Genomic DNA, 18964 nt, shown 5'->3' with positions numbered 1-18964 from the left:
TCCTGCCCGGCCTGTGTCGTTCTTGGTGCGCCGTTACTTGGTGGTGCCGTTCTCGTCCGAGGTGCTCTCGACCGGCGGGACACGATCGGCCGGTGAGGCCCACCCGGCCGGGCGCTCGTCTGCCTGTGGCGCGTCGGTCGGTACCGCGGGCTCGGCCGGCGTCTGCGGGGCAGCTGGCTGCGTGACGGGCGGGGTGGTTACCGGCGCGGGGCTGGCGGATGCAGCGCTGTCAGGTGCGGCGCCGTCCGCGTCGGACGAACCGAACACCGGCGTCCTCGTCGTGCTCGCCTCGGGGCGCTCGCCCGCGGGCGACGGGGACGAGGTCGGGACGGAGCGCTCGGAGCGGCTACGCCGGATCGGATCCTCCGGCGCGGCAGCCGGGGGTGTAGCAGTCGGCGCAAGAGGCGCCGCAGCAGCCGCGGGAGCAGCGGGAGCAGCGTCGGCTGCCGTCTCTGCAGTCGCCGAGGGCGGGGACTGGTGGCGCGGTCCGGCCGCGGCCGGTGCCTGGGGGGCGAGCGCGTGCGCGCCGTGCGCACCCGTGGTCTCCACGATGACGGGCGGTCCGCCGGCGAGACGGCGCAGCGCCCAACCGACGAGGATGAACAGCACGCCCAGGCCCATCACGAGGGCCGCGACGCCGAAGGACACGACCGAGGTGAACAGCGAGGCCCGCAAGAACGAGGCGTTCATGACCGTCTCACGCCGCGGGTCGTCCTGCGGCAGCTCGGCGTAGGTCTTGCCGTCGGTCATGGCAAGCGCGTGCTTGTTGATGACTTCGGCCTGGGCGAAGGCCGAGAACGGGTCGTTGACGTGACGGCCGGCGAGGAAGGAGGCGTCGTCCGAGACCGTGATCCCCTCCTGGGAGAGCTTGTCCGAGACTGCCCACCACGTCACGCCACCGGCGAGGATCAGAACGACCCCCGCGATGAGCGTGAGGAGGCCGACGACGCTGACGCCCTTGCTCTGCCTGATCGTGACCTTGCTCGACATCTGATCTCCTTCAAGATGGAAGCGCTCGATGGCGGGCCTCGTCGAGGCCGCTACCTCATGTGGCTCTTGGACACACCGTAGCGAACAGGACGGATGTTCGCGCTCTGGTATCGAGGAGTGTCGCGCGGCCCTGGACGCAGGACGGCGGGGCAGGTCCGCAGACCTGCCCCGCCGTCACCGCTGATCAGACAGCTCGCGCCGTCATTCCCACTCGATCGTGCCCGGTGGCTTGCTCGTCACGTCGAGGACAACGCGGTTGACGTCCTTGACCTCGTTGGTGATGCGGGTGGAGATCGTCGCGAGGACGTCGTAGGGCAGCCGGGTCCAGTCCGCGGTCATCGCGTCCTCGGAGGAGACCGGGCGCAGCACGATCGGGTGACCGTAGGTCCGCCCGTCGCCCTGCACGCCGACCGAGCGCACGTCGCCGAGCAGCACCACGGGGCACTGCCAGATCTCGCGGTCCAGGCCTGCCTTGGTGAGCTCCTCGCGGGCGATGAGGTCTGCCGCGCGCAGGATGTCGAGGCGCTCGGCGGTCACCTCGCCGACGATGCGGATGCCGAGACCAGGGCCCGGGAACGGCTGGCGCCACACGATGACCTCAGGCACGCCGAGCTCGAGGCCGACGGCCCGGACCTCGTCCTTGAACAGCGCGCGCAGCGGCTCGATGAGTGAGAAGGCCAGGTCGTCGGGGAGCCCGCCGACGTTGTGGTGGCTCTTGATGTTGGCCGCGCCCTCGCCGCCGCCAGACTCGACGACGTCGGGGTAGAGCGTCCCCTGGACGAGGAACTTCACCTCGGCACCGGACTCGCCAGCCTCTTCGACGACCTCCCGCGCGGCGATCTCGAAGACGCGGATGAACTCGCGGCCGATGATCTTGCGCTTGGTCTCGGGGTCGCTCACACCGGCGAGCGCGTCGAGGAAGCGCTGGCGGGCATCGACGACCTTGAGCTGGACGCCGGTCGCAGCGACGAAGTCCTCCTCGACCTGGGTCGCCTCGCCCTCGCGGAGCAGACCGTGGTCGACGAAGACGCAGGTGAGCTGATCGCCGATGGCCTTCTGCACGAGGGCAGCGGCCACGGAGGAGTCGACGCCGCCGGACAGCCCGCAGATCACCCGGGCGTCACCGACCTGGGCGCGGATGAGTTCGACCTGGTCGGCGATGAGGTTGCTCGGCGTCCAGTCCGGGGCCAGTCCGGCACCGTTGTACAGGAAGTTCTCGAGCGCCTGCTGGCCGAGCGGGGAGTGCTTGACCTCGGGGTGCCACTGCACGCCGTAGAGGCGACGCTCGGTGTTCTCGAAGGCCGCGACCGGGGAGCCGGCCGAGGTCGCCAAGACCCGGAAGCCCTCAGGGGCAGAGTGCACGGCGTCGCCGTGGCTCATCCACGTGGTCTGCTGCTCGGGCGAGCCGTGCAGCAGGGCACCGGCCTCGCAGACGTCGACCGACGTGCCGCCGTACTCGGACAGACCCGTCTGGGCGACGGTCCCGCCGAGGGCCTTGGCCATCGCCTGGAAGCCGTAGCAGATGCCGAAGACCGGCACGCCGGCGTCGAACAGGGCGGGGTCCACGAAGGGCGCGCCGTCGGCGTACACCGAGGAGGGACCGCCGGAGAGGATGATCGCCGCCGGGTTCTTCGCGAGCATCTGCTCGACGGAGAAGGTGTGCGGGACGATCTCGGAGTAGACCTTCGCCTCGCGGACTCGGCGTGCGATCAGTTGCGCGTACTGCGCGCCGAAGTCAACAACGAGGACCGGGCGCGGCAAAGTGGGTGGGGTGTGCGTCACGGACCCAGGATAGTCGCCCCGCGAGGTGGGCCGCTCAGCCAACGGCCACTGTGAGCGGACCGACACAGAAGTGGTCCGCGTCGCGCGGTCCTGCGCGGTCCGTGCGAGCATCGGTGCACGGGCGGGCCCGAGAGGGCAGCATGCCGACCGTCGAACCTGCTCTGGGTCATGCCAGCGAAGGGAGCACCGTCCTATGCGCGCACCTGCGAGGCGGTCGTCTGCGCCACGAGCGACCTCTCCGCAACTGTCCCCACCACTGCCTTCCACGCACCCCTCCACGAACGACGTCCTCATCATCGGCGCGGGGATCATCGGGGCCGCGGTCGCCTGGCAGGCGCTGCGCGGTGGCCAGAGCGTCACGTACCTCGATCCCTCCCCCGGCGCCGGGGCGACCTTCGCCGCAGCCGGCATGCTCGCGCCCGTCACCGAGGCGACGGTCGGGGAAGACGCCCTCACCGCGCTGTGCGTCGCCTCGGCATCCCTGTGGCCTGCCTTTGCAGCCGAGCTGGCCGATGCCGCCGGGATGGACCTCGGCTTCGAGACGAGCGGGACACTCACGGTCGGCTACGACCAGGCCGACGCCGCGCAGCTGGACCGCCTGCACGCCCTGCACACGCGGCTCGGCCTGCGCTCGGAGCCGATCACGGTCGCCCAGGCCCGCGAGCGCGAGCCGTTCCTGGGTCCGCAGCTGTCCTGCGCCCTGTGGGTCGCGGGCGACCACCAGGTCGACCCGCGGGCCGTGCACCGCGCGCTGCTCGCCGTGCTGGCCGCCGATCCGCGCGCCACATTCATTCGGTCGAGCGCGACCGAGCTGCTGCTCGGTCGCGACGGGAGAGCGATCGGCGCGACCGATGCCCATGGTGGGGTCCACCATGCCGGGACGGTCGTGCTGGCCGCGGGAACGGCGTCGGGCAGGCTGGTGGCGCCGATGCGGCACGTGCGACTGCCCGTCCGGGCAGTGACAGGCCAGACCCTGCGGCTGCGCACCTCCCCCGGATTCGACTTGGCGCACGTGGTGCGCGGGACGGTCCAGATGCGCCCGATCTACATCGTTCCCCGGGCGGGCGGGGACGTGGTGGTCGGCGCCACGAGCGAGGAGCGCGACGCCGAGGACATGGCTAGTGCCGGTGGGGTGTTCGCGCTGCTGCGCGACGCCCGAGCGCTCGTGCCCGGCATCGACGAGCTGTCCTTCGTCGAGGTCACCAACCGGGGGCGACCGGGCACCCCGGACAGCCTTCCGCTGATCGGGGAGACCGGTGTGCCCGGGCTGCTCGCCGCGACCGGGCACTTCCGCAACGGGATCCTGCTCACCCCGCTCACCGCTGTGGCCGTGGGCGGGCTGCTCGGCGCGGCACCCAGCGACGATCCTGACCTGGCGGCGGTCCTGGGTGCCGCCGACCCACGACGCTTTGGACCGGAGACCACCCGATGAGCACGCGCTGCTGGTGCGGTTCGCGCGAGTCGTTCGGTACGTCGAGCCAACAGCTTCAGTAGGTCGGCAGGCTCGGGTCGACGTCGCGGACCCAGGCGAGCACGCCACCGGTGAGGTTCGCCACGTTCGTCATGCCCGCTCGGCGGGCGGCGTCGACGACGGCCTGTGAGCGCCCCCCGACCTTGCAGTGCACGACAACCGGGCGGTCGGTCGGCACCGCGGCGAGGCCGCCGTCGGCCAGCAGCTGAGCCATCGGCACGTGGACCGAGCCCTCGATCGCGACGATCTCTCGCTCGAAGGCCTCCCGGACGTCGAGGACGTGGACGTCGGTCCCGGAGGCGAGCAGCGCGGCGAGGCCGCGGGCGGTGATCTCCACGGGCGCGGCGCCAGCGTCCGGACCGGCGCCCACACCCGTGCCCGGCGCCGGCACCTCGCACGCGACCACCGTGTCGATCAGCTCGGTCACCGGCATCCGGCTCGGGTCCGCGCCGATCGACAGCTCTCGCCAGCTGACCTCGAGGGCATCGTAGAGCGCGAGTCGACCGAGCAGGCTCCGGCCCGCGCCGGTGATGAGCTTGATCGCCTCGTTGACCATGACCGAGCCGACCGTCGCGCACAGCGCACCGAGCACCCCGCCCTCGGCGCAGCTCGGGACGCTTCCCGCGGGCGGCGCCTCGGGGAAGATGTCGCGGTAGGTGACGCCCTCGACCCCGGACGGCGGGGCCGCCCAGAACACGCTGACCTGACCGTGGAAGGTCAAGATCGCGCCCCACACGCACGGGATGCCGAGGATCTCGCAGGCATCGTTGACCAGGTAGCGGGTGGCGAAGTTGTCGGCGCCGTCGAGCACGAGGTCGTAGCCGCCGAGGATGTCGAGGGCGTTGGCCGCGGTGAGACGGACAGGGTGGGTCTCCACGACCACGTGGGGATTGATCGCGGCGACCGCCGCCCGGGCCGAGTCGACCTTGGCCGCGCCGACGTCGCCCACGCCGTGGATCACCTGACGGTGCAGGTTGGACTCCTCGACGCGGTCGTCGTCGACCACGCCCAGGGTGCCCACCCCTGCGGCGGCGAGGTAGAGGAGCGCTGGGCTGCCGAGCCCGCCCGCGCCCACGACCAGGACACGGGCGTTCTTCAGCCGGCGCTGGCCGCTCATACCGATCTGCGGCAGCGTGATCTGGCGGGCGTACCGGGCGAGCTCGGCCGGGGGAAGCGGCGCGGACTCGGCCACGAGGGGGCCGAGGGTGGCGAGGGCGGAAGCGGTGGAGGTCACCCGTCCACCCAACCACACGGGTGAGGTCGCCACGTGGGCCCCGTCAGGGGCACGTGTATCCGCCTGCATCGAGCCCCGCCGCGATCTCGAAGTAGTTGGCGCACGGGTCGGTGCCCTCGAGCAGGTACAGGAGGGCGAAGTCCGGACCGAAGAGCCGCCACTGGCGCACGTGCTCGCTCTCGTGCGCGAGGAGGCCGGGGGCGAGCGCCTCGGCGCCCCGGGACGTGAGGAAGGTGTCCCCGTACGTCGTCCCGCCACGCTGGGCGAGGATCGACTCGATCCCGAAGCAGACCCACAGGCCGGACTGGACCTCGCAGGTCCGGCCCTGCGCTACGGCGTCGGCCCGGTGCCCGCTGCCTTGTGTCATCGCCGTGACCGCGCGGGCGGCGACGCACACGAAGTCGCCGCGGCCGCCGCCGCACAGGCGGCCAGCGAAGGGGCCGGTCGAGTAGTCGGGCACTGAGGTAGTGGGCACAGCGGCGCCGGGTACAGCGGCGCCGGCCGGCGAGGCCGACGCTGGCGCGAGGCACACCCCGAGCGCGACGGCCACCGAGAGCACCACCGCACCGAACCGCGCGAGCGCCGCGCCCGGGCTGCGGGTCATGGCCTAGTCAGACCTCGCGGGCGGCCGCGATGCGGGCGTCGGCGTCGGCGTGGACCTTCTTCTCCACGACGAAGGACATGACCGGCACGACGCCACCGAGCACCATGACGGCCAGGCGGCCGAAGCGCCACCGCATCTTCGACCACAGGTCGACGACCGTCACGAGGTAGACGACGTAGATCCAGCCGTGCGCGAAGGGGATCCACTTCACATACTTCACCGCGTCGTCGCCGGCGAAGATCTTGACCAAGATCTCGACAACGAGGAGCAGCAGCATCACGCCTGTGACGTACGCCATGATGCGGTAGCGCTTGAGGGCGCCACGAGCGGCGCCGATGATCTTCGCCCGGGCGGCCTGGGCCGCCTCGGAGGAGCCGTCTGTGGCGGCAGGCGCCTGTGACGAGGCAGTCTGTGCGTCGTGGTCTGTGGGGGACGTCATGGGAAGCCTTCCGAATAAACTGTGGCCGAGTGTCAGTGCCACGACCTAATGTTAATGACCGTGCGCCCCCTTCCCCTCCCCGACCCCGGGACTCCCCCGCTGACATCCGCCTCTTCGTTCCTCGCCTGGCAGGCTCGCCGCCAGTGGGGGGTGCTTTCTGTGGCTGTCACCCTCGGCATCATCACCTTCCTGGCTCAGGCCGTCATGCCGTACGCCCTCGGCCATGCCCTCGACGAGGGCCTCGAGCAGGGCCTCGGCCGGGAGCTGGTCAAGTGGGCCGGGTTCATGCTTGCCGCGGGCACCGTCCAGGTCGTCGCGAGCGCCTTCGGACACCGCTACGACGTCGAGAACTGGCTCCGTGCCGCGTTCTCCGTCTCCCAGCTCGTCGGTAACAAGGTCAGCCGCAGCGGTGACGCCGTGACCGAGACCATCCCGACCGGTGAGGTCGTCGCGACCGTGGCGAGCGACTCCGGACGGATCGGGGAGTTCTTCTTCAACTCCGCCCGCTTCATCGGAAGTCTCGTCGCCTACATCGCGGTGGCGATCCTCATGCTGGTGACCTCGCTCAAGCTCGGCATCATCGTCGCCATCGGGCTGCCTGTAGTCGCCGCGATCCTCGGCCTGCTTGTCAAGCCGTTGCAAGCCCGCCAGAGCGCCCAGCGTGAGGCGTCCGGCAGACTGACCACCCTCGGTGCAGACACCGTCTCGGGGTTGCGCATCCTGCGCGGCATCGGCGGCGAAGCCGTCTTCACCAACCGCTACCGCGCGCAGTCCCAGCGCGTGCGTGCCGCCGCTGTCCGGGTGGCCACGACCCAGTCCTACCTCGACGCGCTCCAGGTGCTCCTGCCCGGGCTCTTCGTGGCACTCGTCCTATGGATCGCCGCCCAGCAGGCCATCACCGGGGAGATCACCCCTGGACAGCTGGTGACCTTCTACGGCTACGCCGCTTTCCTGTCCTGGCCGCTGCAGAACCTCACCCAGACGCTGCAGATCACCACCCGAGCAGTTGTGTCCTCACGCAAGATCATCAAGGTTCTTGAGGTCGTCCCCGCTGCCGGGCACGAGCCCGGAACCGCGCCGGCACCCCAGCCGGGCGCCGTGCTCCGCGACGAGACGACAGGCGTCACCCTCGCACCGGGCCGCATCGTCGCCCTGGTGAGCGAACGCCCGGACGACTCCGCCAATGTCGCCACCCGGATGGGCCGCTTCAACGACGACGCCGAGGCTGCCACACCCGTGCACCTGGGCGGCACCGCGCTGCGCGAGATCGACAAGGCCGTGCTGCGCGAGCGGATCGTGGTTGCTGAGGCCACCTCTCACCTGTTCTCCGGCGTGCTCCGTGACGAGCTCGACGTCCGTGATCGGGCGACCGACGACGAGATCTACGCTGCCCTCGTCGTCTCCGACGCCCAGGACGTGCTCGACTCCACCCCAGACGGACTGGCTGGCGAGCTCCCCGAGAAGGGTCGTTCTCTCTCCGGAGGCCAGCGCCAGCGCGTGGCCCTGGCCCGTGCGCTGCTGACCGAGGCGGAATACCTCATCCTCGTCGAGCCGACGAGCGCGGTCGACGCGCACACCGAGGCACGCATCGCCGAGCGGCTGGTCGCCGCCCGCGCGGGACGGTCGACGCTCATCGTCACAGCGAGCCCGCTCGTGCTCGACCACGTCGACGAGGTGATCGTGCTGCGCGACGACGAGGTCATCGCCCGCGCCACCCACCGCGAGCTGCTCGCCGGGGTAGGCGAGGCCCACGACCACTACCGGTCCGTGGTGGGCCGGTCCCTGGCTGAAGAACCTGCTCACAGCGGCGCAACGACCCCCGACACCGACGAGTCCTCACAGGAGGTGACCCGATGAACAACAAGCTCCCCATCGCGGACGGCGCGACGGTGCGCAAGCACACCGCCATGCTCTTGCGCGCCAACAAGCGCCCTCTGGCCGGTGTGATCACTCTGCACACCTTCGCCGCGCTCGCCGGTCTGGTCGGTCCGCTGCTGCTCGGCGGGCTCGTCGACGCCGTCACCCAGGGAACGACGTCCGGGTACGTCAACAAGGTCGTCGGCATCCTCGTCGCCGCGGTGATCGCCCAGACCGTGCTCATCCGCTTCGCCCAGCGCAACGCGATGATCTTCGGCGAGACGGTCTTCGCGGACCTGCGCGAGGACTTCCTCGCGACGGTGACCGAGCTGCCCCTCTCGACCGTCGAGCGGTCCGGGACCGGTGACCTCGTGGGTCGCACGACCAACGACGTCGACCGCGTCCAGCACTCGGTGCGTTTCGGGGTGCCGCGCATCCTCGTCGCCTCGGTCACGATCGTCCTGACGTTCATCGCGGCGTTCTTCACAGCGCCGCTCGTCGCGCTCGGCATGTTCGTCGGTACGCCGATCATCCTCGTGATCGGTCGGTGGTACCTCAAGCGTGCCGCGCCCGCCTACCTGCGCGAGTCGGCCGCCTACGCGGCGCTCAACGGCTCGATCACCGAGTCCGTCGAAGGCGCCCGCACGGTCGACGCCCTGGGCCTGGGCGCCCGCCGTCGGGCGAAGATCGACGCGGACCTGCGCGAGGCCTTCGCGGCCGAGACCCGCACCCTCAACCTGCGCACCGTGCTCGTCCCCGGGATGGACAGCGCCTTCGTCATCGGGCCGATCGCGGTTCTGCTGTGGGGCGGGTACCTGCTCTCCCAGGGGCACGTGACCATCGGTGCAGTGACGACCGTGGTGCTCTACTCCATGCAGCTCGTCGGCCCGGTGTGGGAGCTCATCTTCTGGCTCGACGAGATCCAGGTCGCCGCCACGTCGATGGCCCGCATCATCGGGGTCGGGCTCGTCGAGCGCGACCGTGAGCAGGGCGAACGCACGCCTTCCGACGAGCACATCGTCGCCGACGGCGTCGAGTACGCCTACCGACCCGGGCACAACGTGCTGCACGGGATCGATCTCGACCTCGCCGTCGGCGAACGCCTCGCGGTGGTCGGTCCGTCCGGGGCCGGCAAGTCGACGCTAGGCCGGATGCTCGCGGGCATCCACCCTCCCACCGGTGGATCGGTCAAGGTCGGCGGGGTGCCGCTCATCGAGCTGCCCCTCGAAGACCTGCGTCGTCACGTCGCACTCGTCACCCAGGAGCACCACGTCTTCGTGGGGTCGCTCGCGGAGAACCTGCGCCTGGCCGACGTGACCGCGGACGACGCCACGCTCATGGACGCCCTCGAAGCCGTGGACGCGCGGACCTGGGCGGATGCCCTGCCCGAGGGTCTCGAGACCGAGGTCGGCTCGGGCGGGTATGTACTCACCCCCGCTCAGGCGCAGCAGGTCGCGCTCGCGCGGCTGGTGCTGCTCGACCCGCACACGCTCATCCTCGACGAGGCCACGAGCCTGCTCGACCCGCGCGCGGCGCGTCACCTGGAGCGCTCGCTCAACGCGGTGCTCGCCGGGCGAACCGTCGTCGCGATCGCGCACCGCCTGCACACCGCGCACGACGCCGACCGCGTCGCCGTGGTCGACGGTGGGCTGATCACCGAGATCGGCTCGCACGACGAGCTCGTGGCAGCCGACGGCGACTATGCCAGACTGTGGCACAGCTGGCAGCAGGCGTAGCCGAAGGAGTCCAACCCGCCAATCCTTCGAGGGTCAGGACCTCTCCGTGCGCAAAAAGCTGATGGCGACACGTCGACGGTTGGCGAGGCGACCGTCGACTCCTTCGCAGGGACCTAGACGATCGGCGACGGGTCGCAGGCCGGGTACCGCGTCGCCGAGGTGCTCTATGGCCAGGATGTAACCGTCGTCGGGCGCACCGACGACGTCACCGGAACCGTCACGGTCGAGCAGGGTCGACTGACCGCGGCCTCCGTGACCGTGGACATGACCACGGTCACCACCGACAGCTCCGACCGCGACGACCACTTCCTCAGCTTCCTGAGGACGGGTCAGTTTCCACCGCGACCTTCGAGCTGACCGCCCCCGTCGACATCTCAGGGATCACCTCGGGGCCGCGAGCGTCGAGGCAGCCGGGAACCCCACGACCATGGGAACGACCCAGCCGGTCGCTGCCACGCTCGAGGCCCAGCAGGCGGCGACGGACGTGGAGGTGAGCGGATCCATCCCGATCCCGTTCTCCGACGTCGCCGTCGTGCCCCCGGACTATGGGTTCGTCAGGTTCGCGGACTCCGGAACGGTCAAGATGCTGCTCCTGCTTGGTGAGTAGCAGGCACAGGACGAGCCTGCGTCGGCCATGGCTACCGCACACAACCGACGATCCCCGCGGCGTATTTTGTATACTAATACTGCCGTTTTGAGGACTCCGGAATTCCCTTGAGGGACGGGGGCTTGCAATCCTTGAAATTCCTATCTATGGTCAGGCTATCTCGCTGAGATTAATAAGTATATTAATTCACTCGCGAGGAAGCTTCGACCACAAGGATGTGCCGAGTGAAACTCATGGACCCCTCCCTCAGGGATGCCGCTGCCGCCGCCGTCAGAGACGGACTCAAGGACGCAACGATCACTGAGATGTTCCTCACCTGCCTCGACGACACTCTCGAGACGACGGTGAGCGAGCTGGACGACAGCTCGACCTTCATCATCACCGGGGACATCCCCGCCATGTGGTTGCGCGACTCCGTCACGCAGATTCGGCCCTACCTGCTGTTCGCCGCCGCGAGCCCCGAGCTGCGCCGGATGCTCCGCGGCCTCATCGCCCGGCAGGCCGAGCTCATCCTCCGCGACCCCTACGCCAACGCCTTCAACCGCACGGCTGACGGCCGTGGCCACCAGGACGACCTGACCGACCTCAATCCCTGGGTCTGGGAGCGCAAGTACGAGGTCGACTCGCTCAGCTACCCCCTCCAGCTCGCCTACATGTTCTGGCGAGCGACCGGCGACACCTCATGGGCCACCCCCCGTTTCGCCGAGGCCGCCCGGACCATCGTCCGCACGATCGCCGTCGAGCAGAACCACGAGGTCCTCTCCCCGTACCAGTTCCGCCGGCCGAATGCTCCCGCGCCGACGGACACGCTCACCCACGACGGCTTCGGGCCGCCCACGGCCCCCACCGGACTCACCTGGAGCGGCTTCCGCCCGAGCGACGACGCCTGCACCTACGGATTCAACATTCCCGGCAACGCCTTTGCCGCCCAGTCCCTGGCCCAGCTCGCCGAGCTCGCGACCCACGCCTTCGCCGACCCGGACCTGAGCCGTCGGGCGCTTGCCCTCTCGACCCAGATCCGCACGGCCATCCGTCAGCACGGGATCGTCGAGCACCCCACGCTCGGGCCCGTCTACGCCTACGAGGTCAACGGCCTGGGTGACACCCTCCTCATGGACGACGCCAACGTCCCGTCGCTCCTCTCGCTCCCGATGCTCGGCGTCTGCCCCCCGGACGACCCGGTCTATCGCGCCACACGGCAGCTGGTGCTCTCCCCGGAGAACCCGTACTTCGTCGAAGGCACCCATGCCTCAGGCATCGGGAGTCCGCACACTCCCCCTGGGCACATCTGGCCCATCGCCCTGTGCGTCCAGGGCATCACCTCGACCGACCCCGACGAGCGCCTCCGCATGCTCACCACGCTGCGCGAGACAGACGGCGGGACCGGGATGATGCACGAGTCCTTCCTGGCCGACGACCCGAACCAGTTCACCCGAAAGTGGTTCTCCTGGGCGAACTCGATGTTCTGCGAGCTTGTCCTCGACATGGTCGGTCAGCCCGTGACCGCTCTCCTGCGTCCCGGACACGCACGATGACCGCGACGCTCACGAAGCCTCCGACCGAGGACTCCCCCTCCCGGCACACGACCCGAGCGCGCGGCACCTCCCTCAAGCTTCAGCAGCGCTACGGCTACCTGTTCATCGCCGTCCCGCTCCTGCTGTTCCTTGTCTTCGCGGTCATCCCGGTGGTCATGGCCCTCGTCATGAGCTTCACCGACTACTCGGTCATCGGAACGACCACCTGGGTCGGCGGGGCGAACTTTGCCGCCCTCATCGACGACCCCTACTTCTGGTTGTCCCTGAAGAACACGGCCATCTACACCGCCCTGTTCGTTCCGCTCGGCCTCACGGTCGCCCTCGGGACCGCACTGATCATCAACCGCCGCATCCGCGCGGTCAAGCTCTTCCGGACCTTCTTCTACATCCCGGTCGTGTGCTCGAGCGTCGCCGCCGCGACCATCTGGTACTGGCTGCTCAACCCCGACTTCGGGCTCATCAACATTGCTCTCGGCTGGATCGGCATCGACGGCCCCGCATGGCTGTACAGCTCACGATGGGCCATGGTCGCCATCGTAATCATGAGCGCCTGGGCCACGTTCGGAACCAACATGATGATCTTCCTCGGCGGGCTCCAAGGCATCTCCCGAGACCTCCTGGAAGCAGCCCGCATCGACGGAGCGAACGTGCTGCAACGGTTCTGGCACGTGACGATCCCCCAGCTGCAGCGCACCATGTTCCTCGTCACGACGCTGCTCATCATCGGCGCGTTCCAAGTGTTTGACCAGGCATTCGTGCTGACCAAGGGCGGCCCGGGCAACTCGACCTTGACCCTCGTCTACTACATCTACAACGAGGGCTTCGGCCGACTGCGGATGGGGTACGCGTCATCGATGTCGTTCGTGCTGTTCCTCATCATCATCGTGTTCTCCCTCGTCAATGCCCGGATCACCAACAAGGCACAGGACTGAGGGGATGACCATGAATACGACAATGAAACGACGCGTCCTCGGCGACGTCGCGTGGTATGCAGCCGTCATCGCCATCTCTCTGGTCACGGTTCTGCCGCTCGTCTGGACACTCCTGACGTCCTTCAAACCAGCCGGGGAGATCCTCTCGGGTGGCATGGACTTCCTCCCACGCACCTGGACCTTCGACAACTACGTCACGGTGTGGCAGAGCGTGCCCTTCGGCAGGTACTTCCTCAACTCGACGATCCTCGCCCTCGCCGGGGTGGTCTGCAACGTGTTCCTCGGCTCTCTCGCGGGCTATGCCTTCGCCAAGCTGAAGTTCCGGGGGGCAAAGGCATTCTTTGCCATGCTCCTCGCCTCGATGATGGTGCCGTCGATCGTCACGATGATCCCCACCTTCCTCGTGCTTCGTAAGTTCCCGCTCGTCGGCGGGAACTCGATACTCGGAGAGGGTGGCTCCGGCTTCATCAACTCGTACATGGCTGTCATCCTGCCCGGCGCAGTCGGGGCCTTCGCGATCTTCATGATGAAGCAGTTCTTCGAGACCATCCCCGACTCCTACGCAGAGGCAGCACGGCTGGACGGCGCGTCCGAGTTCCGTATCTTCACGCGGATCTACCTGCCGCTGGCCAAGCCCGGAATGGCTGTCCTGGCGATCCTCACGTTCCAGTCCGGATGGAACAACTTCATGTGGCCGCTCATCGTCCTCAGTGACCCCAAGATGATGACCGTCCAGGTGGGGCTCGCGTCGTTCATGAACGACTACGAGACCGACTACGGCCCTCTCATGGCCGGAACCGTCATCTCGATGATCCCCGTCCTTGTCGTCTTCCTTGTCTGCCAGCGCTACATCATCGAAGGAGTTTCACACGTCGGCAACAAGTAAGACCCGCTCGTTCATCACACCTCATCAAAGGAGATAGGCCATGAAGAGAAACAAGTTCCTCGCCGTGTGCGCCAGCGTTGCTGTCGCGACGCTCGCCCTCAGCGCATGCAGCTCAGCCGCACCGGACAGCAGCCCGTCCAAAGGCAAAGAAGTGACCTTCTGGGGCACCTGGTCCGGAGACCAGCAGCGCCAGGCCCAGGAGATGATCGACCTCTACAACGGGTCACAGGACGTGTACCACGTCACCTACCAGGCCCAGGAGATCGTCGAGCAGAAGCTGCTCACCGCGATGGCCGGCGGCGACGTCCCCGACGTCGTGCTGTGGGATCGCAATCAGACCGCGCTGTATGCGGGCAAGGGCGTCTTGCACGACCTCACTGACCTCGTCGCGAAGGACTCGGTCGACACGAGCCAGTTCTATGAGCAGGCCGTCCTCGAGATGACCCACGACGACAAGCTGTTCGGGCTCCCGCTCACCGTGGACAACCGCTCCATCTTCTACAACAAGACGCTGTTCGAGGAGGCCGGTCTGACACCCCCGACCACCTGGGACGAACTGGCGACCACCGCGAGCGCACTGACCGTCTGGGACGGCAGCTCGCTCAAACAGGCCGGCTTCTCGCTCGACGACGCGGGTCTCTTCAACATCTGGTGCTACCAGGCCGGGTGCGACCTCCTGAGCGAGGACGGCACGACGACCGCCTTCAACTCCCCCGCCGGTCTGTCCGTCCTCACGTTCTGGGATCAGCTGCTCAACCAGGACAAGGTCTACAAGCTCGGGTTCGGCGACGGGACAGACCCCTTCGCCGAGGGCAAGCTCGCCATGAAGTACGACGGGCCGTGGGCCATCTCGACGTACAACAAGGTCGAGGGTCTCGACTACGGCGTCGTCGAGCCGCCGACAGGACCGAATGGCGACAAGGGCGCCGGCATGGGCGGGTTCGGGCTCATCATCCCCGAAGGCGCCAAGAACGTCGACGGCGCGTGGGACTTCATGACCTGGTGGTCGACGCAGCCCGAGAACGGCGTGAAGTTCGGCGAGATCGCCGGGTGGATCCCCGCCAACGTCGAGGCCGCGAACAACTCGTTCTTCGTCGACGACGAGCACTACGGCGGGCTCATCGCCACGATGGAGTTTGCCAAGGTTCGTCCGATCGTCGCGGGCTACAGCGACGTCGAGGGACTTGCGCTCATCCCCCAGCTGCAGAAGTTCCTCTCGGGCGAGTCGTCAGCCGAGACGGCCCTGTCGACCGCCCAGTCCGAGGGCGACGCCCTGCTGAGCAAGGCAGCTGCTGGCCGCTAGAACATCCGGGCGGCGACTGTGCTGTCCGCCTCCGCATCTGGTGGCCGGGCCCACCCGGCCACCAGGTGCGAGAACGACCACCCCCTGCACCACCTCGAGCAAGGATCTCCATGACCTCCCCCTCCCCGATCGACTGGTCAGCTCGCGCTGACCTCGCCCAGGACAGCCTCGACCACTTCTACGGGGCACCCGAGCCCCAGTTCCTCACGAACTGGGTCCCGGCCGCTCCCGGGTCGAACGACACCTTCAACTATTGGTGGCTGGCCCACGCGCTCGACGCCAGGCTGGACGCCTTCGAGCGCACGAGCGACCCCCTCCGGCTCGAGCAGGCGCTCGCCATCCGCAGCAATCTCCTGGCGCGCAACGAAGACTCTCTCTTCAACGACTACTTCGACGACATGCTGTGGTTCGCGCTCGCGCTGCACCGGTTGGCGGCAGCCACCGGCGACCAGACGTTCCACGCCGAGGCAGTGGCCGTCTGGGAGCACACAGTCGCCCACGGGTGGAACGACATCGAAGGAGCGTCGCTGTCCTGGCGCACCCAACAGCCGTACTACAAGAACGCCCCAGCCAACGGTCCGTTCATCATCCTCTCCGCGCGGCTGTTCGTGGACACCGCAGACGACAAGTTCCTCACCTACGGTAAGCAGTCTTTCGACTGGCTGACGCAGACGCTGGTGAATCCGAAAGATGGGTTCGTCGAGGACGGCATCAACCGCGCCGAGGATCACGCGATCGACCTGCAGTGGCGTTTCACGTACAACCAAGGCCTCTACATCGGAGCCTGCGTCGAGCTCGCGGCCGCAACCGGGGACGCGTCTCTCCTGGATGCGGCGGAGCGCACCGCACTGACGGCTGTGCGTGAGCTCACGACGGACGGGGTGTTCACCCAGGAAGGAACGGACGGCGACGAAGGGCTGTTCAAGGGCGTCTACTACCGCTACCTGCAGACCCTGCTCGCCGTCCGTGCGGTCCCCGCGCTGAGCGAGTTCGTCCAGACGTCGACGGATCGTCTGTGGGCGTCGTCGCCTGTGGACGGATGGCTGTTCCCGGGCAACGACTGGAACGCTGCGCCGACGGTGTCCATGCCCTACTCGACGATGCTCTCAGCCATCATGGCGACTGAGGTCAGGGCCCGCGCCGAACGCTGAGCCCCAGACGTCCCACCTGCAGCCCCGAACGTCAGCCGACGGTCGGGGCCGCAGTCGTGCCACCCACAACAAGGCTCGTGGGCAGGACGTGCTTGGCGACGGCCCCTCGGTCAGCAACCTGGAGCAGGACCTGCTCGAGAGCCGTGCGCCCCATGCGCGCCTGGTCCTGGCGGACATGGGTCACGTGGGAGTTCTGCGGCTCGAAGCCGACTGGGGGGTGATCGAAGCACACGACCGAGAGCGACTCCGGGCAGCGTCGCCCGATCTGGCGCCCCGCCTCGACGAGCATCTGCGCCACCTTGTACTCGGAGACCAGGAAGCCGGTCAGGTGCGGGTTCGCCTCAAGGAAGTCGATGAGGCCGCTGATGTCCTCCTCGATCGGGGCGATGTCGCCGGGCACGACCGACCTGACCTCGTGATACTCGTGCTCGGGCAGGTACGCCATGTGCAGGGCCGCGTGGGCGTAGATGAACCCGTTCCGGCGCTCGTCGATCGTGGAGACGGTCGACCGCGGAAGGATGAGTCCAAGGTTGCGGTGCCCGAGGGAGAAGAGGTACTCGGTCGCTGACTGCGCACCGGCGAAGTTGTCCGAGCACACGGTCGAGACCGGCAGCGTGTCGAAGATGCGATCGAGGATGACCAGCGGGAACCTCTCCGCCGTGAGCTGCAGAACCGCCGGGGGCACCACGAGGGAGGACGACGGGAGGAGCATGATGCCCGCGCATCCGGCGTCGATGAGCTCCGCCAGCATGTGCTCTTCAGCTGTGTGCCCGCCCAGGGACCGCTTGACGATCACCTCGGCGTGCCCTTCAGCCGCATCCAGCACACCGGTGAGCACATGGGTGCCGAAGGTGTCGTCAAAGTTGGTCAGCAGGCAGCCGAGCAACGGCAGCTCGCGCCCCGACCTCGTGTCCGTCGTGACGACGTCGGAGACCACGACGGATCCGATGCGCGGACGGCGCACGATCAGCCCGTCGTCGCGCAGCATGTCGAGCGCTCGCCGGACAGTGATCGCGGAGACACCGAACTCGACGACGAGCGCATCCTGCGTGGGCAGCTTGCCCTCGACCGGGATAGCCCCGGACTCGATCCGTGCGCGCAACGAGTCATACACCTGCTGATAGAGCTTGCGACCCACGAGATCCCCCAGCGATCAAAATGTATATTGATACTAGCAGCGGAGTCGGTGGTGGGTCTGCAGGTCAGAGGGGTTCAGTACGTGCCAGCACCCCACAGCGGTCCTCGGCCCCACCGCGAGAGGGGCGTCGGTCGCCGACGGCGAACATGCCAGACTGTGGCACAGCTGGCAGCAGGCCTGACACAGGAGGCAGTCGTGGGGGACTTCGCGGAGCATGTCGTGGGCACGTCGTCGGACGCGCACGGCCCTGGCCCCATGCGGCCCGTCGACCCGCACGCCTACATCGGTGACGACGCCCCGCGACGGCCCCTGGGCCGGCGGATCCTGGCGTGGGTGCTCGCGGCCCTGGTCGGCGTCGCGGTCGCGGCGCTCGTCCCCGGCTCGGCCATCATCTGGGCCTGGCTGGCGCTCGTAACGCTGGTCGTCGTCGCGATGGTCGTCTCCTGGGCCGGAAGGCGCCGATCCCGCGCCTGACCGGGTGTGGGACGGATCCGGGCAGGCAGATCCGGGCAGACAGATCGAAGCATGAGACGGTTCCAGACATTTCACAGACTCGTCTGAATTACTTGGACCTTCAACCGTTCGAGCGTCAGGACAGGCCATGCAGAAGAAGTGGATCATCGCCCTCGCCGTCGTCGTCGTCGCGATCATCGCCGTCGTCGGCGGGACGGCGCTCTACGCCCGGATCGAGAACAACAAGGCCCCCGACGAGCTCGCCCTGAGCACCCCGACGGCCACGGCGTCGGCCGACGCCGCGTCCCCCGCCGGCCCCGTGACCCTCGACTCCCTCGCCGGAGCCTGGACCATCAGCGACGGCTCCCAGGCCGGCTACCGCGTCGCCGAGGTGCTCAACGGGCAGAACGTCACGGTCGTGGGCCGCACCACGGACGTCACCGGGTCGGTCACGATCACCGGGCCCGAGCTCGTGGCGGCCGACGTCACCGTGTCGATGACCTCGGTCGCGACCGACAACTCCAGCCGCGACCGGCAGTTCCTGGACATCCTGTCGACGTCGGAGCACCCGACGTCGACCTTTGCGCTCACTAGCCCGGTCGACATCTCCGCGATCACCGGCGGGGTGGTCACGGTGGATGCCACCGGTGACCTCACCATCGCGGGCGTGACCCGGTCGGTCACGGTCGCGCTCAGCGCGCAGACCACGGCCGACGGCGTCGAGGTCAGCGGCTCCATCCCGGTGACCTTCTCCGACTACGGCGTCGACGCCCCGAACCTTGGGTTCGTCAAGGTCGAGGATGCCGGGACGGTCGAGATGCTGCTCCAGCTCGGACGCTGAGCGCT

At 68.5% G+C, this 18964-nt stretch carries 18 protein-coding genes; 12 read left to right on the top strand and 6 right to left on the bottom strand.

What is annotated here, in order from left to right:
- Positions 1 to 33: 33 nt before the first annotated feature.
- Together BLQ50_RS19275 and guaA are read right to left on the bottom strand one after the other, a co-directional pair.
- Entirely contained in the window at positions 34 to 990 is a 957-nt protein-coding gene (locus tag BLQ50_RS19275; RefSeq protein WP_342672053.1) for a hypothetical protein, read from the bottom strand.
- A gap of 201 nt (positions 991 to 1191) precedes the next feature.
- Positions 1192 to 2772: a glutamine-hydrolyzing GMP synthase gene (gene guaA / locus BLQ50_RS06745; protein WP_093182623.1), complete on the bottom strand. Its 1581-nt coding sequence runs from the start codon at positions 2770 to 2772 to the stop codon at positions 1192 to 1194.
- A gap of 193 nt (positions 2773 to 2965) precedes the next feature.
- Here guaA and thiO point away from each other — a divergent pair, with 193 nt between their 5' ends.
- Positions 2966 to 4204, top strand: a complete 1239-nt coding sequence (gene thiO, locus BLQ50_RS06740) for a glycine oxidase ThiO (protein ID WP_093182267.1) — start codon at positions 2966 to 2968, stop codon at positions 4202 to 4204.
- Between the two features lie 55 nt (positions 4205 to 4259).
- On the opposite strand, the gene moeB is transcribed toward thiO, so the two are convergent.
- Genes moeB through BLQ50_RS06725 form a run of 3 tightly spaced genes read right to left on the bottom strand, consistent with a single transcriptional unit; the run spans position 4260 to position 6520 of the window.
- Complete coding sequence (gene moeB, locus BLQ50_RS06735) at positions 4260 to 5489, bottom strand: molybdopterin-synthase adenylyltransferase MoeB (RefSeq protein WP_245700968.1); 1230 nt, start codon at positions 5487 to 5489, stop codon at positions 4260 to 4262.
- A gap of 31 nt (positions 5490 to 5520) precedes the next feature.
- Positions 5521 to 6081: a hypothetical protein gene (locus tag BLQ50_RS06730; protein ID WP_093182264.1), complete on the bottom strand. Its 561-nt coding sequence runs from the start codon at positions 6079 to 6081 to the stop codon at positions 5521 to 5523.
- 7 nt (positions 6082 to 6088) lie between these two features.
- On the bottom strand, positions 6089 to 6520 hold the full coding sequence (locus BLQ50_RS06725; RefSeq protein WP_093182262.1) for a DUF3817 domain-containing protein: 432 nt from the start codon (positions 6518 to 6520) through the stop codon (positions 6089 to 6091).
- A gap of 54 nt (positions 6521 to 6574) precedes the next feature.
- Here BLQ50_RS06725 and BLQ50_RS06720 point away from each other — a divergent pair, with 54 nt between their 5' ends.
- From BLQ50_RS06720 to BLQ50_RS06680, 9 genes are all read left to right on the top strand, one after another.
- The gene (locus BLQ50_RS06720) at positions 6575 to 8377 is read left to right on the top strand and encodes an ABC transporter ATP-binding protein (RefSeq protein ID WP_093182261.1); all 1803 of its coding nucleotides are present in this window, start codon (positions 6575 to 6577) and stop codon (positions 8375 to 8377) included.
- Positions 8374 to 10113 (top strand): ABC transporter ATP-binding protein, encoded by a 1740-nt coding sequence (locus tag BLQ50_RS06715; protein ID WP_093182259.1) that lies wholly within the window; start codon positions 8374 to 8376, stop codon positions 10111 to 10113. Before BLQ50_RS06720 ends, BLQ50_RS06715 begins: the two co-directional genes overlap by 4 nt.
- A 120-nt stretch (positions 10114 to 10233) precedes the next feature.
- Positions 10234 to 10470 (top strand): YceI family protein, encoded by a 237-nt coding sequence (locus BLQ50_RS06710; RefSeq protein WP_093182258.1) that lies wholly within the window; start codon positions 10234 to 10236, stop codon positions 10468 to 10470.
- Between the two features lie 70 nt (positions 10471 to 10540).
- Positions 10541 to 10720, top strand: a complete 180-nt coding sequence (locus BLQ50_RS06705) for a hypothetical protein (RefSeq protein ID WP_093182256.1) — start codon at positions 10541 to 10543, stop codon at positions 10718 to 10720.
- A 233-nt stretch (positions 10721 to 10953) separates the two neighbouring features.
- On the top strand, positions 10954 to 12255 hold the full coding sequence (locus BLQ50_RS06700; RefSeq protein WP_425424083.1) for a glycoside hydrolase family 125 protein: 1302 nt from the start codon (positions 10954 to 10956) through the stop codon (positions 12253 to 12255).
- Positions 12252 to 13187, top strand: a complete 936-nt coding sequence (locus BLQ50_RS06695; RefSeq protein WP_093182253.1) for a carbohydrate ABC transporter permease — start codon at positions 12252 to 12254, stop codon at positions 13185 to 13187. Before BLQ50_RS06700 ends, BLQ50_RS06695 begins: the two co-directional genes overlap by 4 nt.
- A 10-nt stretch (positions 13188 to 13197) precedes the next feature.
- Positions 13198 to 14073 carry a carbohydrate ABC transporter permease gene (locus tag BLQ50_RS06690; protein WP_093182621.1) on the top strand — a complete coding sequence of 292 codons (876 nt, stop codon included), beginning with the start codon at positions 13198 to 13200 and terminating at the stop codon, positions 14071 to 14073.
- A gap of 40 nt (positions 14074 to 14113) precedes the next feature.
- Positions 14114 to 15376 (top strand): ABC transporter substrate-binding protein, encoded by a 1263-nt coding sequence (locus BLQ50_RS06685; RefSeq protein WP_093182252.1) that lies wholly within the window; start codon positions 14114 to 14116, stop codon positions 15374 to 15376.
- A gap of 110 nt (positions 15377 to 15486) precedes the next feature.
- Positions 15487 to 16527: a glycoside hydrolase family 76 protein gene (locus BLQ50_RS06680; RefSeq protein WP_093182250.1), complete on the top strand. Its 1041-nt coding sequence runs from the start codon at positions 15487 to 15489 to the stop codon at positions 16525 to 16527.
- Between the two features lie 31 nt (positions 16528 to 16558).
- Here the strand turns inward: BLQ50_RS06680 and BLQ50_RS06675 are convergent, their stop codons facing one another.
- On the bottom strand, positions 16559 to 17641 hold the full coding sequence (locus BLQ50_RS06675; RefSeq protein ID WP_139185759.1) for a GntR family transcriptional regulator: 1083 nt from the start codon (positions 17639 to 17641) through the stop codon (positions 16559 to 16561).
- Between the two features lie 219 nt (positions 17642 to 17860).
- Between BLQ50_RS06675 and BLQ50_RS06670 the strand changes: the two genes are divergently transcribed.
- Together BLQ50_RS06670 and BLQ50_RS06665 are read left to right on the top strand one after the other, a co-directional pair.
- The gene (locus BLQ50_RS06670; protein ID WP_093182247.1) at positions 17861 to 18139 is read left to right on the top strand and encodes a hypothetical protein; all 279 of its coding nucleotides are present in this window, start codon (positions 17861 to 17863) and stop codon (positions 18137 to 18139) included.
- Positions 18140 to 18266: 127 nt separating this feature from the next.
- Complete coding sequence (locus BLQ50_RS06665) at positions 18267 to 18959, top strand: YceI family protein (protein ID WP_093182245.1); 693 nt, start codon at positions 18267 to 18269, stop codon at positions 18957 to 18959.
- Positions 18960 to 18964 lie beyond the last annotated feature (5 nt).

The sequence above is a fragment of the Sanguibacter gelidistatuariae genome (genome assembly GCF_900096585.1).
Taxonomy (GTDB): domain Bacteria; phylum Actinomycetota; class Actinomycetes; order Actinomycetales; family Cellulomonadaceae; genus Sanguibacter; species Sanguibacter gelidistatuariae.
The sequence above is the reverse complement of the archived record's forward strand: the minus strand, read 5'-3'. Positions and strand labels throughout refer to the sequence as shown.